This is a genomic window from Cupriavidus sp. DB3, assembly GCF_020418465.1.
Lineage (GTDB): Bacteria > Pseudomonadota > Gammaproteobacteria > Burkholderiales > Burkholderiaceae > Cupriavidus > Cupriavidus cauae.
Genome location: NZ_JAIZPL010000001.1, coordinates 1104568 through 1122659 on the forward strand (window position 1 = coordinate 1104568; position 18092 = coordinate 1122659).

Sequence of the window (18092 nt, forward strand, 5' to 3'; positions counted from 1 at the left end):
GTCGTGTCGATCCCTCAGCCGGCCCGCGCCAGGATCTGCCCGCCCCCATAGCTCGACTGCTCCGGCGGTGTGCCACCCAGCGTCACCCGGATCGCGCAGTACTTGAACTCCGGGATCTTGCCGAACGGATCGAGCGCCGAATTGGTCAGCTTGTTGATCGCCGCCTCGTAATAGCAGAACGGCACGAACACCGCGCCGCGCGGCGTGCCCTCGTCGGCGCGCGCATACAGCGCAACCTCGCCGCGGCGCGACGCCAGCGTGATGACGTCGCCGGGCTTGCCGCCCCACTGCGCCAGATCGAGCGGATGGACCAGCGCGGTCGGGTCGGGCTCGAGCGCATCGAGCACCCCCGCCCTGCGCGTCATGCTGCCGGTGTGCCAGTGTTCGAGCTGGCGCCCGGTGATCAGCACGAAGGGATAGTCCTGGTCCGGCCGTTCGGCCGCGGGCACGATATCGGCCGGCACGAAGCGCGCGCGGCCCGTCGGCGTGGGGAAGTCGTCGGTGAAGATCACCGGCTCGCCGGCATCGCCTTCGGCGCGGCACGGGTAGGTGACCGCGTGTTCGCGTTGCAGCCGCTCCCAGGTGATGCCTGCGATGCTCGGCATCGCCAGCCGCATTTCGTCGAACACCTCGGCCACGTCGCCGTAGCGCCAGTCCAGGCCCAACTGCGCGGCCATCTGCTGGATGATCCACAGGTCCTGGCGCGCCTGTCCCGGCGGGTCGATGGCCTGCCGGCCGAGCTGCACGATGCGGTCGGTATTGGTGAAGGTGCCGGTCTTCTCGGGGAAGGCCGAGGCCGGCAGCACCACGTCGGCGAGATAGGCGGTCTCGGTCAGGAAGATGTCCTGCACCACCAGATGATCGAGCGCGGCCAGCGCCTCGCGCGCATGCTGCGCGTCGGGGTCCGACATCGCCGGGTTCTCGCCCATGATGTACATGCCGCGCACCTCGCCGCGTTCGATGGCCTGCATCACCTCGACCACCGTCAAACCCGGCTGGCGATCGAGCGGCGTGCCCCATAGCGCCTCGAATCGCGACGCGGCGTCGGCATCGTCGACGCGCCGGTAGTCCGGATACATCATCGGGATCAGCCCGGCGTCCGAGGCGCCCTGCACATTGTTCTGGCCGCGCAGCGGATGCAGGCCGGTGCCGGGCCGGCCGATCTGGCCGGTCATCAGCGCCAGCGCGATCAGGCAGCGCGCATTGTCGGTGCCATGCACGTGCTGCGACACGCCCATGCCCCACAGGATCATCGCGCTGCCCGCTGTCGCGTAGAGCCGCGCGACATGGCGGATCGTCTCGGCGTCGATGCCGCAGATCGGCGCCATCGCCTCGGGGCTGTAGGCGGCCACATTGCGCTCGAGTTCCTCGTAGCCGATCGTGCGGCTCTCGATGAAGTCGCGATCGACCAGCCCTTCGGTGACGATCACATGCATCATCGCGTTGAGCAGCGCGACGTCGGTATCCGGCTGGAATTGCAGGAAGCGATAGGCGAAGCGCGCCAGGTCCGAGCGCCGCGGATCGGCGACGATCAGCTTGGTGCCGTTGCGCACCGCGTTCTTGATCCAGGTGGCCGCGACCGGATGATTGACGGTCGGATTGGCGCCGATCAGGATCACGACCTCGGCCTTGCCGACATCGATCACCGGGTTGGACACCGCGCCCGAGCCGATCCCCTCGAGCAATGCCGCCACCGACGAGGCGTGGCACAGCCGCGTGCAATGGTCGACGTTGTTGCTGCCGAAGCCGGTCCGCACCAGCTTCTGGAACAGATAGGCCTCCTCGTTGCTGCCCTTGGCCGAGCCGAAACCGGCCAGCGCGCGCTTGCCGTGGGTATCGCGAATGCGCGCGAGGCCGCCGCCGGCAAGCGCCAGCGCTTCCTCCCACGTCGCCTCGCGGAACACCTCCATCACGCGCTCGGGGTCCATCACCGCATCGCCGCGCTTGGGCACGCCCTCTCGGCGCACCAGCGGCACCGTCAGCCGGTGCGGGTGCGCGGCGTAGTCGAAGCCGTAGCGGCCCTTGACGCAGAGCCGCGCGTGATTGGCCGGGCCGTCGCGCCCTTCCACGTACTGGATGCGGTTGTCCTTGACGTGATAGGTCAGCTGGCAGCCGACACCGCAATATGGGCAGACCGATTGCACCTGCTTGTCAGGCACCGCCAGCGCGGCGGCGCGCGCCGGCATCAGCGCGCCGGTCGGGCAGGCCTGCACGCATTCGCCGCAGGCGACGCAGGTCGACATGCCCATCGGATCGTCCATGTCGAACACGATCTTAGCGTCGGCGCCGCGCAGCGCGATGCCGATCACGTCGTTGGCCTGCTCGTCGCGGCAGGCGCGCAGGCAGCGCGTGCACTGGATGCAGGCATCGAGATTGACCGCGATGGCCGGATGCGACAGATCGGGCGCCACGGGTGCGCGCGGCGCAAAGCGCGGCTTGCCGATCTCGAGGCGCGCGGACCACTGGTCCAGTTCGCTGTCGCGCGTGTACGCGGTCTCGGGCATGTCGGACTGCAGCAGCTCGAGCACCATGCTCTGCGCCTTGCGCGCGCGCGGCGAATCGGTCTGCACCTTCATGCCGTTCGCCGGCTGGCGGCAGCACGACGGCGCCAGCACGCGCTCGCCATCGATCTCCACCATGCAGGCGCGGCAGTTGCCGGCCGGCTCCAGGCCGTCCTTGTAGCACAGGTGCGGAATCTCGACGCCCTCGCGCCTGGCCACCTGCAGCAGCGTTTCGCCGGGCGCGGCCACCACCTCGCGGCCGTTCAGCTGGAAGGCGACCGAAGCGGGATCGGAGGCTTGGACGAGGGCGCGTTCGGCGCGGGTCAATGCATTCATGGCGGTCTCTTGGATCTGTCGGATCTGTCGTACGGCGGCTTCTTCGGGCTGCTTGCGGCTTGTTGCGGCTGCTCGCGCTCAGGCCAGCTCGTGCGGGAAATAGCGGATCACGCAGTCGATCGGATTGGGCGCGGCCTGCCCCAGCCCGCAGATCGACGCATCGCGCATCACCGCGGACAGGTCGGCCAGCGCCTCCCGGTCCCACTGCGGCTGCGCGATCAGCTGCACGGCCTTGGCCGTGCCGACGCGGCAGGGCGTGCATTGGCCGCAGGACTCGTGCGCGAAGAAATGCATCAGGTTGCGCGCCACGTCGACCGCGCGATCGTGGTCCGACAGCACCACCACTGCCGCCGAGCCGATGAAGCAGCCATGCGGCTGCAGCGTGTCGAAGTCCAGCGGGATATCGCCCATCGAGGCGGGCAGGATGCCGCCCGACGCGCCGCCCGGCAGGTAGCCGTAGAAACGATGGCCATCGAGCATGCCGCCGCAATACTCGTCGATCAGCTCCGTGATGGTGATGCCGGCCGGTGCCAGATGCACGCCCGGCTTGTTGACGCGGCCCGACACCGAGAACGAGCGCAGTCCCTTGCGTCCATGCCGGCCCTGCCCGGCGAACCACTCAGGTCCTCGTTCCAGGATGTCGCGCACCCAGTACAGCGTCTCGAAGTTGTGCTCCAGCGTCGGCCGGCCGAACAGGCCGACCTGCGCCACATAGGGCGGGCGCAGCCGCGGCCAGCCGCGCTTGCCTTCGATCGATTCGATCATCGCGGACTCTTCGCCGCAGATATAGGCGCCGGCGCCCCGCCGCAACTCGATCGGCGGCAGGTCCGCGCATGGCGGGTCCTCGCGCAGCCGCCGCAGTTCCTCGGTCAGCAGCGCGCGGCAGCCGGCGTACTCGTCGCGCAGGTAGATATAGATCGCATCGACCTGCACGACCCGGGCGGCGATCAGCATGCCTTCGAGGAAGCGATGCGGATCGCGCTCCAGATAGAAGCGGTCCTTGAAGGTGCCGGGCTCGCCTTCGTCGATATTGACGGCCATCAGGCGCGGGCCGTCCTCGGCCCGCACGATGCGCCATTTGCGTCCCGCCGGGAAACCGGCACCACCGAGGCCGCGCAGTCCCGCATGCTCCATCGTGGCGATGGCGTCGTCGGCGGACAGCGCGCCGTCGGCCACCGCGCGCAGGGTGCGGTAGCCGCCCTGCTCGCGATACGCCTGGTAGTCGACGTACGGCTCGGGCTCGTGGCGCACCGCGCCCGCGGCCACGCGTTCGACGATCGCCTCCGCGCTGGCCACGTCGACCGGATTCTGTCCGACCAGCGCCGCCGGCGCGCGCTCGCAGCGGCCGATGCAGGGCGCGGCGACCACGCGCACGTCGGTGCCGAGCAGCGCAGGCAGTTTGTCGAGCAGCGATTGCGCGCCGGCCATCTCGCAGGCGATGCCCTCGCAAACGCGCACGGTCAGCGCAGGCGGCGGCGCGATCGCGCCATCGGCATCCTCGCGCACGACGTCGAAGTGGTGATAGAAGGTCGCGACCTCGTAGACCTCCGCCTGCGCCATCTTCATCTCGGCGGCCAATGCCGCCAGATGCGGCGCGGCGAGCTGCCCATAGCGATCGTTGATCGCGTGCAGGTGTTCGATCAGCAGATCGCGCCGGCGCGGCGCCTCGCCGAGCAGCGCGCGCACCTCGGCGAGCGCGGCGGGGTCGACTTGCCGCCCCTTGGGCTGGCGGCGCTTGCGCTGCCGGCCGATGCTGTCGACCGGAATGGGGATCACGACCTGATTCATGGTCATCTCTGTTCGTTGTCCTGGATGCCTGTGGGAAGCGGCGTTGGGGGGCGCCGCCGGGTCGATGATAGCGCCATCGGCCGCGGGCCCTGCCGCCGCTGCTGATTCCCGCGCCCACCGGCATCACGGTGGGCGCGCCCGCCCTTGCTGCAGACGCCGCTACGTCAGATCGTCCGGCACCGGCTGCAAGCCCATCGGGTGAACGGCGCTGGCATGCACATGCTTGCGGATATGGGCCTCGCGCATCGGCTTGAGCACGAACACCGCCAGCAAGGCCGAGAACGCCGCCATGCCGGAGGCCAGCATGAAGACCGCATGCCAGTCGCCGGTGGCCGCCGTGATCACGCTGCTGAACGGCACCAGCAAGGCGGCCGTGCCCTTGGCCGTGTACAGCAGGCCGGCATTGGTGGCGGCGAACTTCGGCCCGAAGGTGTCGCCGCAGGTGGCCGGGAACAGGCTGTAGATCTCGCCCCAGGCGAAGAACACGACGCCGGTCAGCACCACGAAGGCGACCGGATGATGGCCATACTTCGACAGCAGCAGGATGCCGACGGCTTCGACCGCGAAGGCGATGAACATGGTGTTCTCGCGGCCGATATTGTCGGAGACCCAGCCGAAGAACGGACGCGTGAGGCCGTTCAGCACGCGGTCGATCGTCAGCGCGAAGGTCAGCGCCGGCAGCGTCAGCCCGAGGATCGACACCGGCGTGTTGTCGAGACCAAAGTCCTTGGCGATCGGGCCGAGCTGCGCGGTGGCCATCAGCCCGCCTGCGGCCATCATCACGAACATCGCGTACATGATCCAGAAGATCGGCGAGGCCAGCACCTGGCGCGGCGAGGCGTTGTAGGTGGCCGCCGCCTTCAGCGTGCTCTTGACCTCGTCGAGGATCTTCGCCGACGGCGGATACAGCGCCATGCCGAGGAAGAACACCACCAGGCCCTGCCCCAGGCCGAACCACAGGAACGCCGCCTCGTAGCCGCTGTTCTTGATCACGTAGGCGATCGGCACCACGGTCAGCGCAGAGCCGGCGCCAAACCCCGCCGCGGTAATGCCCGCCGCCAGCCCGCGCCGGTTCGGGAACCACTTCAGCGCGTTGCCCACACAAGTGCCGTAGACCGCGCCGGCGCCGACGCCGCCGACCGCCGCGGCGAAATACAGCATCGGCAGCGACTCGGCCATCGAGTTCAGCACCCAGGCCACGCCGCACAACAGCCCGCCGCCGACCACCACCGGCCGCGGCCCGTACTTGTCGACCAGATAGCCCTCGATCGGCACCAGCCAGGTCTCGGTGACCACGAAGATCGTGAACGCAACCTGGATCGCGGTGCGTCCCCATTGGTGCTTCTCGTCGATCGGATTGACGAACAGCGTCCATCCGTACTGCATGTTGGCGATCATCGCCATGCAGATGACGCCGAAGGCCAATTGGACCCACGGCGAGGCAAAGGGCGAGCGCTGCGCGTCTTGCGGTTGTTCCATGGTGTCTCCTTTTCGGCGGTGGGGAACCGCGTCGATTGGGAATGGGAGCCTGATGGCGCCTCTCATGCGGCGGCGGCAAGGACGTCCGCTGCTGCCGTCTAGTGCTATACAGTATGTGGTATATCAGTCGAGTCAAGGGGTTTTTGCCGTGGCTTACCGGGCCTGGCGACCTTGCGTGCTGCCGGTGCGCGGCGGGCCGCGAGGCGACGCGGGAACGCCGCTCGACACACACGTGCCGATTGATGCGAGACGCGCATCAAGCGCGCCGCGGTCCGACTGAACAGCGTCTGGACATCAGGGAGTTAGCCAAGGCCCCGGCATCAATGGCGTGCCGGCACGGCGAGCGGCGCGTGGTGGCCGCTGCCGGGCGGCATCGGTCCGGCCCCCGCAGACGGCACGGGAAAACCCCTAGCGCACCGCGGCCCGCGCCACACGCAGCAACCGCTGTACCTGGCGGTCCTGCGCATCCGCACGCGTCGCCAGCGCGATGCCGATACGCGCGGCCGGCTTCGGGCTCGACAGATTGAGAAAGCGCACGCGCCGATTGGTATGGCGTGCGGTCACGCCGGGCACCAGTGCCACGCCCAGCCCGCTTTCGACCAGGCTGACGATGGTCTGCACCTGCACCGCCTCCTGCGCGACGCGCGGCACGAAGCCGGCCTCCTGGCACAGCAGCATCGCGACGGCGCGCAGGCTCGGCACCTCGGCGCCGGAAAACATGATGAAGTCCTCGCCGGCGAGGGCCTGCAAGGCAATGGAACGGCCGCGCGCATGCGGGCTGTCGGCCGACACCGCGGCCACGAAGCCATCGTTCTCCAGCGGCGTCAGCACGAAGTCGCCGGTGCTCAGCACGGGGAAGCGCACCAGACCCGCGTCGAGCTGGCGGTTCTCCAGCCGCTGCAGGATCGCGGCCGTCGTCGATTCGTGCAGCACCAGCTCGATGCCGGGATGCGCGGCGCGAAACGCCGGGATCAGCTTCGGCAGCAACGCATAGGTGGCCGAGCCGATGAAGCCCATGCGCAGCGCGCCGCGTTCGCCATTGGCCGCCGCCGCGGCGGCCGCGCGCGCCTGCGCGGCATGGAACAGCGAGCGGCGCGCATCGTGCAGCGCGGCCTCGCCGGCCTGAGTCAGCCGCACGCCGCGGGAGGTGCGCTCGAACAGCGCCGTGCCCATGTCCGCCTCGAGCTTGCGGATCGATATCGACAAGGGCGGCTGCGCCATATGCAGCTGCTCGGCGGCGCGATGGAAGTTGCCGGTCTCGGCCAGCACCACGAACTGCTGCAGTTGACGCAGATCCATCGTGATATCTCCTCGATATCGCTTCTCAAAAAACTAATATTAGACCCGCCGTGCGGCCTGCCCTACCCTGCGGGCAAAACAACGAGACGGAGACAGGGCATGCTGCCTCTCGCAGGCATCCGCGTGGTGGACCTTTCCACCGTGGTGATGGGCCCATACGCCAGCCAGTGGCTGGCGGACCTGGGCGCGGAAGTGATCAAGATCGAGACGCCCGACGGCGATTCCACCCGGCACACCGGACCGGCCGCCGAGGACGGCATGGCCGCGATCTTTCTCGGGGTCAATCGCGGCAAGCGCAGCGTCGTGCTGGACCTGAAGCAGCCGGCGGCGCAGGCCGCGATGGAAAGGCTGCTCGCCACCGCGGACGTGCTGATGCACAGCATGCGGCCGCAGAAGCTGGCGGCGCTGGGCCTGGCGCCGGCGGACGTGATGGCGCGCCATCCGGCCCTGGTCTATACCAGCCTGCTCGGTTTTGGCGAGGACGGCCCCTACGGCGGCAAGCCGGCCTACGACGACATCATCCAGGGCCTGGCCGGCAATGCGGCCCTGATGGCGGAGCAGACCGGCGACGCGCGTTATTTCCCGACCATCGCCGCGGACAAGACCTGCGGCCTGATCGCGGCGTTGTCCATCTGCGCCGCGCTGGCGGGACGCGGGCAACGCCGGCAGCGCGAGCAGCGCGGCACGCTCGTCGAGGTGCCGATGTTCGAATCGATGGCCGCCTTCAACCTGGTCGAGCATCTGTACGGCCTGCATTTCGATCCGCCGCGCGGCCCGGCCGGCTATCCGCGCGTGCTCGCGCCGCTGCGCCGGCCCTATCGCACCGCCGACGGCCACGTCTGCATGATGCCGTACACCGACGGGCACTGGCGCGACTTCTTCACGGCAGCGCAAAGGCCGGACCTGGCCGCCGATCCTCGCTTTGCCGGCATCGCCGCGCGCACGACGCATATCGAGGCGCTGTACGACATCACCGGCGAGATCGTGCTGCAGCAAACCACCGCGCACTGGCTCGGCGTCTGCGAAGCGCTGCAGATTCCGGTGGCGAAGGTCAATACCTTGTCCGAGCTGCCCGACGATCCGCATCTGCGGGCCACCGGGTTTTTCGCCTCGCTGCACGATCCCGCGATGGGCACGCTGCGCTTTCCCGGCGCGCCGGTGCGCTTCGACGGAGCGCGCACGCCGATCGGCATGCCGCCGCGGTTGGGCGAGCACACGGCCGCGGTACTGACCAGCGCCGGTGTCACGGCCGCCGAACTCGATGCGATGTTGACAAGCGGCGCGACCCGCTGCATGGCAATCCAGCCCGCCGGCGATGCCGCGGCCAATCCAGGTAACGAGATCCCCCATCAGGAGACGCGATGAACCACGACAACCTGCCCCGCCTCGGCCAGGGCTTCCATTGGCAAGACCTCGAGGAAGGACAGACCTTCCGCACCTTCCGCCGCACGGTCACCGAAACCGACCTCGTCAATTTCATCGGCGTCACCGGCATGCTGGAAGCGATCTTCATCGAGGATGGCTACGACGCCGGCGCGATTCGCGGGCGGCCGGTGCCCGGCGCGCTGACCTATGCGCTGATCGAAGGCTTCATCCTGCAGACGATGATCCAGGGCACTGGCCTGGCGATGCTGGAGCTGACGCAGAAGATCCACGGTCCGGTGGTGGTCGGCGACACGATCTGGGCGACGGTCAAGGTCACAGGCATCCGGCCGACCTCGAAGAGCGGGCGCGCCGTTGTCGATTCGCTGATCGAGGTCTACAACCAGCGCAACGAGAACGTGATGACCTATACCGCCCGGCGCCTGCTGGCCGGACGCTGATCTACCCCCACGAACAAAATCGACGCGGCCGGACGCCGCGCGGAGGAGACCACCATGCATGCCAAGCCCATCGCCGGCGCGCTCGCCGCCATGGCGACGACGATCGCGGCCATCACGTTCAGCGTCATCCCCGCCGCTGCACACGCGGCGGACAATGCGGCCAACCACGCGGCCGGCTTTCCCTCGCGGCCGATCAAGCTGGTGGTGCCGTTCCCGCCGGGCGGCCCGACCGACCTGGTGGCGCGCGTGATCGCCAAACAGATGTCCGACGAGCTCGGCCAGCAGGTACTGGTCGACAACCGCCCCGGCGCGAACGGCAATATCGGCGCCGAGCTGGTCGCCAAGGCGCCGGCCGATGGCTATACGGTGCTCTACAACACCTCGTCGATCGCCCTCAGCGCAACGCTCTACCGCAAGCTGAGCTACGACGGCCGCCGCGATTTCGCGCCGGTGGCGCTGACGGCCGCGGTGCCGCTGGTGATCGAGGTCAACGCGCAGGTGCCGGTCGGAAACCTGCAGGAATTCATCCAGTATGCGAAGGCCCAGCCCGACAAGCTGACCTACGGCTCGGCCGGCAATGGCAATGTCACGCATCTGGCCGCCTTCCTGTTCCTGCAGGCCAACGGCATCCGCGCGGTACACGCGCCCTACAAGGGCAGCGCGCCCGCGCTGACCGATCTGGCGGGCGGGCAGGTGCAGTTCATGGCCGACACCATCAACTCGTCGCTGCCCTTTATCCGCGACAGGAAACTGCGCGCGCTGGCGGTCACGAGCCTGAAGCGCAATGCCCAGCTGCCCGATGTGCCAACGGTGGCCGAGACCGTGATGCCGGGCTTCGAGGTGGCCGCCTGGCAGGGCATGATGGTCCCGGCGAAGACCCCGTCCGAGATCGTGCGCAAGCTCAACGCCGCCACCGTGAAGGCGCTGGCCGCGCCCGAAGTCCGCGCGAGCCTGGCGGCCCAGGGCGCCGAAGCGCGCGGCTCCACGCCGGAAGCCTATGGCAGCTATCTGGCCGCCGAGGTCGAGCGCTGGCGCAAGGTGATCGACGATTCCGGCGTGACGCTGGATTGAAGGGATCCGGCGATCCGGCGCCACGCCTGCGGCCCGCCTACTCGATCTTCGCCCCCGACGCCTTCACCACGCTCTGCCAGCGCGCATATTCCGACTGGATGAAGGCGCCATAGCGTTCCGGCGAGCCGCCGAGCGCATCCACGCCCTGCTCGGCCAGCACCTTGCGCACCGCCGGGTTGGCCAGCACCGCGTTGACCGCCTGGTTCAGCTTGCCGATCACCGCGGCCGGCGTCCTCGCCGGCGCGACCAGGCCCTGCCACGCGGTGGAAGCGTAGTCCGCCGACATCGCCTCGGCCACGGTCGGCACGTCCGGCAGCGTGGCCGTGCGCTGGCGCGAGGTCACGGCCAGCGCCTTGAGCCGGCCGTCGCGGATATACGGCAGCGCGGTATTGAGCGTGGTCATCATGAATTGCGTCTCGCCGGCCAGGAAGTCCACCAGTGCCGGCGCGGTGCCCTTGTACGGGACATGGGTCGCCTTGAGGTGGAACATCGTGTTGAACTGTGCCGACGACAGATGCTCGATCGCGCCGGTCCCTGACGAGCCGTAGTTCAATTGCCCCGGCCGGCTGCGGATCAGCTGCACCAGATCCTTCGGCGTCCTGGCCGGGACCGACGGATTGACCATCAGCACCAGCGGCATCTCGGCAGTCAGCGCCACCGGGGCGAAGTCCTTGACAGGGTCGTAGTTCACGTGCGCATAGACCCATGGCGCGATCGCGATCGACGAGGTGTTGTAGAGCAAGGTGTAGCCATCGGGCTGCGCCTTGGCCACGGCCTCGGCGGCAATGTTTCCGCCGGCACCGGGCCGGTTTTCGACGACGATCGGCTGGCCCAGCCTGTCGCCCAGCGCCTGGCCGATGACGCGCGCGACGATATCGGTCGGGCCGCCGGGCGGAAAGCCGATGATCATGCGGATCGGCCGGTTGGGATAGCCGTCCGCCTGCGTGGTGGACGCCGCGGCGGGCGCGGCGGTGCAGACGCCGGGCAGCAGCGTCGCCGCCAGGGCGAGCGCCGCCACGCCAGCGCGCAAGGCATGCTGGTTCATCGTTTGTCTCCGTGTCGTTGTTGGAAGTCGCCGCGGTTTCCGCGGTTCTTGCTTGTTTGGCGGTTATTGCGTCTTGCGCGCCCGCTACACCGTCACCGCCTACACCGTCGCCACCGGCGTGACCGGCGAACCGACCGCACCGGGCAGGTAGAGCGGCGGCGCCGTCAGCAGGAAGGCGGAGCGTCCGCGCGCCTGCAGCCAGTCGGCCAGCTCCGCGAGCCACCATAGCTCCGCCAGCGGCACGCCGAGCTTGAACAGGCAGTGCTGGTGCAGCGGCAGCGCCGGACGCTGGCCCAGCGTGGTTTCCAGCGCGGGCAGCCCTTCGACCGCATAGTTGTCCGCGCAGATCGCCGCCACGCCGCTGTCCGTGATCCATTGCAGCAGCGCGTCGTCGCGGCCATCCAGCACGCTGGCGGTGCGGTTCAGCACGTCGATATCGGGCTGGCGATTCATGCCGACCAGCACCTCGGTGAAGCCGGTGCGCAGCACCAGCATGTCGCCCGGCGCGATCGCGATGCCGTCGGCATCGAGCACGCGCATCAGGTCGTCGTAGCCGACATGGTGCCGCTCGAGCCCGAAATGCTTCTTCAGGTCGACCAGCACCGCGCGGCCCTGGATCGCCTTGCGCGCCATATTGGCGACGCTCAGCGCATGCGCGCCGTGCGGACCGGGGACATCGACATCGCCCTCGCCATCGCCATCGCCATCGGGCCCGTAGTCGCGCGGGCCGACCACGTGTTCGTTGGCGCGATAGCCGTTGTAGTAGACCTTCTCCCTGACGCCGTTGCCCATCACGTCGAAATACGCGCCCACATGGGCAAACGAGTCCCACTGCGTCGAGTACTGCAGCGCCAGCGTGACCTGGTCATCGCTGAGCACGTCGGTATTGCGCGCGTCCAGGCGCGCAAGCGGAAAGTTCAGGCACGGGCAACCGTCCTGCAGCGTCGGCGACAGCCGCGGCGGATGGCGGCGCGGATTGAGCACGGCGCCGCCCGGAAAATCCAGCGGCATGCTCAGGCAGAACGACAGGCCCTCGCGCACCTCCGCTATGCCCTGCCTGACCTTGTCCGGCGTCAGCAGGTTCAGCCGGCCCAGTTGATCGTCCTCGCCGAAGTCTCCCCATGTCGAGCCCTCGGGCCGGCGTTTCCATCGCGATGCCATCTGCTTGTCCCCCATGTCGTTGTCGTCGCGCGGCTCGCCGCATCGATCAGGCCGGCGCAAAGCGAAACCGCTTCCGAATTCTAGCCGCCGACCTTACAATGTCAACCGGCTGATTCACTATTCAATATACTGAAAGATTGGAGACCACCGTGATTTCACGTCTGCTGCGCATGGCGAGCGAACGCCCCGACGCCCCGTTCCTGTTGTTCGAAGACCAGCGCTGGACGTTCGGCGCCGTCGCGCAAGCGGCGCTGCGCGGCGCCGCCTGGCTCGAGACACTGGCGGTCCAGCCGGGCGACCGCGTCGTGGTGGCGATCGGCAACCGGCCGCTGTTCCTGTTCGCATGGTTCTCGCTGCTGGCGCGCGGAGCGGTGGCGGTACCGGTCAGCCACGAGATGTTCGGCGAGCCGCTGCGCTATATCGTCGGCCAGAGCGAATCCCGCCTGCTGCTGTGCGAGACAAGCGACCAGGCGCGCTTCGCCACCGAAACCGCCTCCTGCGGCATCGCGGTCCACGGCCTTGCCGGCGAAGACGCGTATCTCGCCGCAGTGGGTTCGCATGCGCCCGCGGCGCCGGCCGCAGCGAACGACGACGCGCCCGCCGCCATCCTGTACACCTCCGGCACGACGGGCCAGCCCAAGGGCGTGGTGATTCCCAATCGCTCGTACCTGGCCGCGGGCGAGAAGGTGGCGGAGGCGATCGGCATCACGCAGGACGACCGCATCATGACGTTCCTGCCGCTGCATCACGCCAATCCGCAGATGTATTCGGTGATGTCGGCGTTGACCACCGGCTGCAGCGTGGCGATCGTCGCGCGCTTCTCCGCGTCGAGATTCCTGGAACAGGCCGCGCATTACCGCGCCACCGGCTTCACCTATGTCGGCACGGTGCTCAGCATCCTGGCTCGGGAATGGACCGCACGGGTGCAGACCAGCCTGCGCTGGTGCGTCGGCGGCGGGGCGCCGCGCGCGGTATGGGAGCGCCTGAACGGCCTGCTGCCGGTACAGGTCCATGAGCTCTATGGCATGACGGAAACGGGCGGCCTCGTCACGATCAATGCGCGCTCGCGCTATCGCTTTGGCTCGGTTGGCGCGGCGCGCGACGATTTCGACGTGGTGGTGCTCGGCAACGATGGCCGCACGCTGGCACCGGGCCAGATCGGCGAGATCGCGGTGCGGCCGCGCGAGCCGCACGTGATGATGAGCGGCTATTTCCGCAAGCCGGCGGAGACGCTCGCCGCAATGGAGAATCTCTGGTTCCATACCGGCGACCTCGGCCGCTTCGACGCCGATGGCTTTCTCTACTTCGAGGGCCGCAAGAAGGAACTGATCCGCCGTGGCGGCGAGATGATCTCGCCCGTGGAGATCGAGCTGACCGCGCTCAAGTTCGCGCAGATTGCCGATTGCGCGGCGGTGGGCGTCGCCGACGAGATACTGGAGGAAGAGATCAAGCTGGTCGTGGTGCCGCGCGCCGCCTTCGATGCCGACGCGCTGCTCGCGCACCTGCGCGCCGCGCTGCCCCGCCATATGGTGCCGCGCTATCTCGAATTGGCGAGCGAAATCCCCAAGACGCCGACACAGAAGATCCAGCGCTTCCGCCTGGCCAGGAACTCCGCCGCGACGATCGACCTGAAGACCGCATCACAGGGCCGCGGATCGCCTGGCTGAGCGGAACGATCCGCTATCATTCCGTTCAGCCGACTCGGCTCCCCATCCTCCTCGCCTATTCCGAAGCCCATGACCGTACCCGCCGCCGGCCGAACCCTGGACATCATCGAGACCTTCGCGCGCGAGCGCCGGCCGATGTCCGTGTCGATGCTCGCCAAGGCCACCGGCATGCCGCTGTCCAGCTGCCACGGCCTGGTCAAGACGCTGGAAGCGCGCGGCTACCTGATGGAAAGCAAGACCCAGGGCGGCTATTACATGACCCGGCTGCTCGGCCATCTGGCGCGCTCGATCGAGGAATTCGATCCGCTGCCCGACTGGATCGTGCCGGCGCTCGCCGAGATGCGCGACAAGTGCGAGGAAACGGTGGTGCTGGCCAAGCTGGTCGGCGCCACCGCGCAGTATGTCGAGGTCCTCGAGAGCGAGCAGAGCATCCGCTTCATCGTCCGTGTCGGCGATACGCGCCCCCTCTACGCCAGCGCGGTCGGCAAGGCGCTGCTCGGCACGATGCCCGACGACGAGCGCGACGCGATGATCGCCGGCATGCAGTTCGCCCGGCGCAGCAGGAAATCGATCTCCTCGCGCGCCGCGCTGCTCAAGGACCTGGAGGCGAGCCGCGCGCGCGGCTGGTATATGTCGAGCGGCGAGTATTTCGACGATGTCAGCGCGGTGGCCGACGCCATGCGCATCGGCAAGGAGTACTACGCCGTGGCGATTGCCGGCCCGTCGACACGGATCGAGCCGGCGCTGGACCGGCACGTGAAGCTGATCACCGCGTTCGCGCGCAACTGGCGCGCGTCGTTCGAAACGCGTGCCGCCTGAGGCGCGGGGGCCGCGGGCGTCTTTCCGGCCCGCGCCGCCCTCCGCGCAGCCCTCGCGCCACCCTCCGCGCCTCGCCTATTCCGCCGAAGCCGGTACCGCCTCCGGATTGCCCTCCAGATCCCTGCCCCGCGTTTCCGGCAGCATCAGCGCCGCGATCAGCACCAGCACATAGGCGCCCGCGGCAAAGGCGCCGATGGCGGCCGCGAGCCCGATCTTCTGGCTCAGGTGGCCGACCAGCGTCGGGAACAGCGCGCCCACCGCGCGCCCGAAGCTGTAGGCGAACCCCTGCCCGCTGGCGCGCACCGACGCCGGGAACAACTCCGTCAGGAACGCACCCAATCCGCTATAGATGCCCGAGGCGGCGAAGCCGAGCGGGAAGCCCAGCCACAGCATCAGGCTGTTGCTGATGTCGTACTGGCTGTAGAACCAGATCGACAGCCCGGACAGCACGGTGAAGACATAGAGATTGGCGCGCCGTCCCCACCAGTCGGTCAGATAGGCGCCGGCCAGGTAGCCGCAGAACGAGCCGACGATCACCACCATCAGATAGCCGCCGGTATCGAGTACCGATAGCTGGTACTTGGTCCGCAGCAGCGTCGGCAGCCAGATCGTGATCGCGTAGTAGCCGCCCTGCACGCCGGTGCACAGCAGCGAGGTCAGCAGCGTCGTGCGCAGCAGCCCGCGCGAGAAGATCCGATGGAACGGCACGGTCTCGCCGCGCGCGGCCGCGGCGGCGCGCGCGTTGGCCGAAACCTCGGGCTCGGGCACATGCTTGCGGATGTAGAACACCAGCAACGCCGGCAGGATGCCGATCCAGAACAGGATGCGCCACGCCATTTCCTCCGGCACGAAGGAATAGACGAGCGTGTAGGCGATCGCGGCAATGCCCCATCCGACCGCCCATGCGCTTTGCACCGTGCCGACCGCCTTGCCGCGATGCTTGCCGCGCACGATCTCCCCCATCAGCACCGAGCCGACAGCCCACTCGCCGCCGAAGCCGAGCCCCTGCAGCGCGCGCAGCACGAAGGCCTGCTCGAAGTTCTGGGCGAAGCCGAGCAGCAGCGTGCAGACCGAGAACCACAGGATGGTCCACTGCATCACGCGCACACGGCCATAGCGGTCCGCGAGGATGCCGGCCAGCCATCCGCCGACGGCGGACACCAGCAACGTCACCGTGCCGAGCATGCCGGCCTGCGTGCGGTCGATCTGCCAGATCGACATCAACGTGCCCAGCACGAAGGTGAACATCATGAAGTCCACGCCGTCCAGCGCCCAGCCGCCGAATGCCGCCACGAAGGTGCGGCGCTCGTCCTTCCTCAACTCGCGATACCACTTCATCGTTGTCTCCGCTGTCGATCTTCTTGTGCGCGCGCCGACCGGCCGTGCCGGCCGCCACGCTTGCACGGATTCTAGGGCGGGCTTCTATAATGTCAATATAGAGAATCATGTTTCAGCATACTGAAACACATCGACACCCTCATCGACGACGCGAAAGGAGACACAGATGCAGCAGACGGGCGGCAACGACAACAGGAAGACGCTGTGGCAGGACATGGTCGAACCGGACTTTCTCGACGACCTGCGCGCGCTGGTGGCGCAGCACATCGAGCCGAACGCGGCGTCGATCGACGCGCGCGATGTCTATCCGGTGGAGGAGATCCGCGCGCTGGCACGCGCTGGCTACAACAGCATCTTCCTGCCGCCGGCGTACGGCGGACGCGGCAGTTATCTGCATGCGCTGGCCGTGTTCGAGGAAGCCTCGTATGCCAGCGCGGCGGTCGGGATCAGCCTGATCACGATCCTGCAGGCGCAGACGATCCTCCACCTGTTCGGCAATGCGTCGCTGCAGCAGCGCTACCTGCCCCGCTTTGCCCAGGGATTGATTTCCGCCTACGCACTGACCGAGGCCAACCACGGCAGCGATATCCGCTCGCTGGACACCAAGGCGAAGCGGGTCGGCGACGAATGGGTGCTCGACGGCGAGAAGTCGTTCATCACCTCCGGTTCCGCCGCGGAGTTCTTCATCATCCTGGCCGAGACCGAACAGGGCGTCTCGGCGTTTGCCTTGCCCGGCGATACCAGGGGGCTGTCGACCTACGTCGGCGAGAATTCCGCGACCTTCGGCCTGCGCAACGGGCCGCACGTCAATCTGGTGCTGGACGGCTGCCGCCTGCCGCTGGACCACCTGATCGGCATCGAAGGCAAGGGCGTGCGCGCGGCGGTGACCACGCTGAACTACTCCCGGACGATGGCGGCTGGCATCAGCCTGGGCATCGCGCGCGCGGCCTTCGACCGGTCGCTGGCGCACGCCCGCCAGCGCAAGGTGTTCGACAGCACGGTGTTCGACAAGCAAGGCATCCAGTGGTACTTCGCGGACATGGTCGCGCGCATCGATGCGGCGCGGCTGCTGACCTATCGCGCGGCGCAGGCACTCGACACGGGCGGCGACGTGCCACGTCTCTCCAGCGAGGCCAAGCTGGTGGCGAGCGCGCTGGCGACCGAGGTGGCGAGCACGTCGATCCAGATCTGCGGCGCCTATGGCGTCATGGAGAACTCGCCGTACGGCCGCTATCTGCGCGATGCCAAGGCCTACGAGATCGCGGGCGGCGCATCGGAAATCCTGCGCAACACGATCGGCAAGGCGCTGCTCGAGTATTAGCGGCGTCTGACTGCGGCGGCTGACTGCGGCGGCTGACTCCGGGGAGTACGGCGCGAACACGGCGCGAACACGCCGCGATGCCGGGGTGCCGGGGGAGGAAGGAGGCGCGGAAGGGTAACGGAGAAGAACAATGAATTCACTGGCCACGCCGCCCGCTCCGCGATCGGAGCGGCCCGCGCGGCCAGCGAACCGCCTCAGGCATGGGTCAGCACGAATTGGCCGGCGGCCTTGTGCGAGTCCTCGCTGGCGCCATCATCGCGCGGGGCGCTACCGAGGCCGGCGAAGCGGCCGTGCGCCTGGGCGCGCAGCAGCGTCGGCGCGGGCAGGCAGGTGGCGAGCAGCACGGTGGCGGACACGCCGAGGGAGAACAGGCCAAGCGACAGCAGGGTCAACAGGGTGGTTTGCATCAGGACACTCCGATAAGACATCAATCAAGGAATGTCC

Annotated in this window: 14 protein-coding genes; 6 read left to right on the forward strand and 8 right to left on the reverse strand. The window is 68.4% G+C overall.

Annotated features, from left to right (window positions below):
- Positions 1–14 precede the first annotated feature (14 nt).
- From fdhF to K7G19_RS04865, 4 genes are all read right to left on the reverse strand, one after another.
- The gene (gene fdhF, locus K7G19_RS04850; protein WP_226106068.1) at positions 15–2837 is read right to left on the reverse strand and encodes a formate dehydrogenase subunit alpha; all 2823 of its coding nucleotides are present in this window, start codon (positions 2835–2837) and stop codon (positions 15–17) included.
- Between the two features lie 78 nt (positions 2838–2915).
- Entirely contained in the window at positions 2916–4625 is a 1710-nt protein-coding gene (locus tag K7G19_RS04855) for an NADH-ubiquinone oxidoreductase-F iron-sulfur binding region domain-containing protein (RefSeq protein WP_150082545.1), read from the reverse strand.
- Between the two features lie 159 nt (positions 4626–4784).
- Positions 4785–6104, reverse strand: a complete 1320-nt coding sequence (gene oxlT / locus K7G19_RS04860; RefSeq protein ID WP_226106070.1) for an oxalate/formate MFS antiporter — start codon at positions 6102–6104, stop codon at positions 4785–4787.
- Between the two features lie 408 nt (positions 6105–6512).
- Complete coding sequence (locus K7G19_RS04865; protein WP_226106073.1) at positions 6513–7403, reverse strand: LysR family transcriptional regulator; 891 nt, start codon at positions 7401–7403, stop codon at positions 6513–6515.
- Positions 7404–7502: 99 nt separating this feature from the next.
- Here K7G19_RS04865 and K7G19_RS04870 point away from each other — a divergent pair, with 99 nt between their 5' ends.
- The 3 genes from K7G19_RS04870 to K7G19_RS04880 are packed head-to-tail and all read left to right on the forward strand — an operon-like array spanning position 7503 to position 10297.
- Entirely contained in the window at positions 7503–8768 is a 1266-nt protein-coding gene (locus tag K7G19_RS04870; RefSeq protein WP_226106074.1) for a CaiB/BaiF CoA-transferase family protein, read from the forward strand.
- Entirely contained in the window at positions 8765–9226 is a 462-nt protein-coding gene (locus K7G19_RS04875; RefSeq protein WP_226106075.1) for a MaoC family dehydratase, read from the forward strand. The genes K7G19_RS04870 and K7G19_RS04875 overlap by 4 nt, the downstream gene beginning before the upstream one ends.
- Positions 9227–9280: 54 nt before the next feature.
- The gene (locus tag K7G19_RS04880) at positions 9281–10297 is read left to right on the forward strand and encodes a tripartite tricarboxylate transporter substrate binding protein (RefSeq protein WP_226106076.1); all 1017 of its coding nucleotides are present in this window, start codon (positions 9281–9283) and stop codon (positions 10295–10297) included.
- Between the two features lie 37 nt (positions 10298–10334).
- Here K7G19_RS04880 and K7G19_RS04885 read toward each other — a convergent pair whose 3' ends face one another.
- Complete coding sequence (locus K7G19_RS04885) at positions 10335–11342, reverse strand: tripartite tricarboxylate transporter substrate binding protein (protein ID WP_226106077.1); 1008 nt, start codon at positions 11340–11342, stop codon at positions 10335–10337.
- Between the two features lie 99 nt (positions 11343–11441).
- Positions 11442–12503, reverse strand: coding sequence for a cyclase family protein (locus K7G19_RS04890; protein WP_226106078.1), 1062 nt, complete (start codon positions 12501–12503; stop codon positions 11442–11444).
- Between the two features lie 149 nt (positions 12504–12652).
- On the opposite strand from K7G19_RS04890, the gene K7G19_RS04895 reads away from it, so the two are divergent.
- Positions 12653–14170, forward strand: coding sequence for an AMP-binding protein (locus K7G19_RS04895; RefSeq protein WP_226106079.1), 1518 nt, complete (start codon positions 12653–12655; stop codon positions 14168–14170).
- 69 nt (positions 14171–14239) lie between these two features.
- The gene (locus tag K7G19_RS04900) at positions 14240–14989 is read left to right on the forward strand and encodes an IclR family transcriptional regulator (RefSeq protein WP_226106080.1); all 750 of its coding nucleotides are present in this window, start codon (positions 14240–14242) and stop codon (positions 14987–14989) included.
- 75 nt (positions 14990–15064) lie between these two features.
- Here the strand turns inward: K7G19_RS04900 and K7G19_RS04905 are convergent, their stop codons facing one another.
- Positions 15065–16327 carry an MFS transporter gene (locus K7G19_RS04905; protein ID WP_226106081.1) on the reverse strand — a complete coding sequence of 421 codons (1263 nt, stop codon included), beginning with the start codon at positions 16325–16327 and terminating at the stop codon, positions 15065–15067.
- A gap of 166 nt (positions 16328–16493) precedes the next feature.
- Here K7G19_RS04905 and K7G19_RS04910 point away from each other — a divergent pair, with 166 nt between their 5' ends.
- Positions 16494–17648 (forward strand): acyl-CoA dehydrogenase family protein, encoded by a 1155-nt coding sequence (locus K7G19_RS04910; protein ID WP_226106083.1) that lies wholly within the window; start codon positions 16494–16496, stop codon positions 17646–17648.
- Positions 17649–17842: 194 nt separating this feature from the next.
- Here K7G19_RS04910 and K7G19_RS04915 read toward each other — a convergent pair whose 3' ends face one another.
- Complete coding sequence (locus K7G19_RS04915) at positions 17843–18055, reverse strand: hypothetical protein (RefSeq protein WP_149316229.1); 213 nt, start codon at positions 18053–18055, stop codon at positions 17843–17845.
- Between the last annotated feature and the right edge of the window lie 37 nt (positions 18056–18092).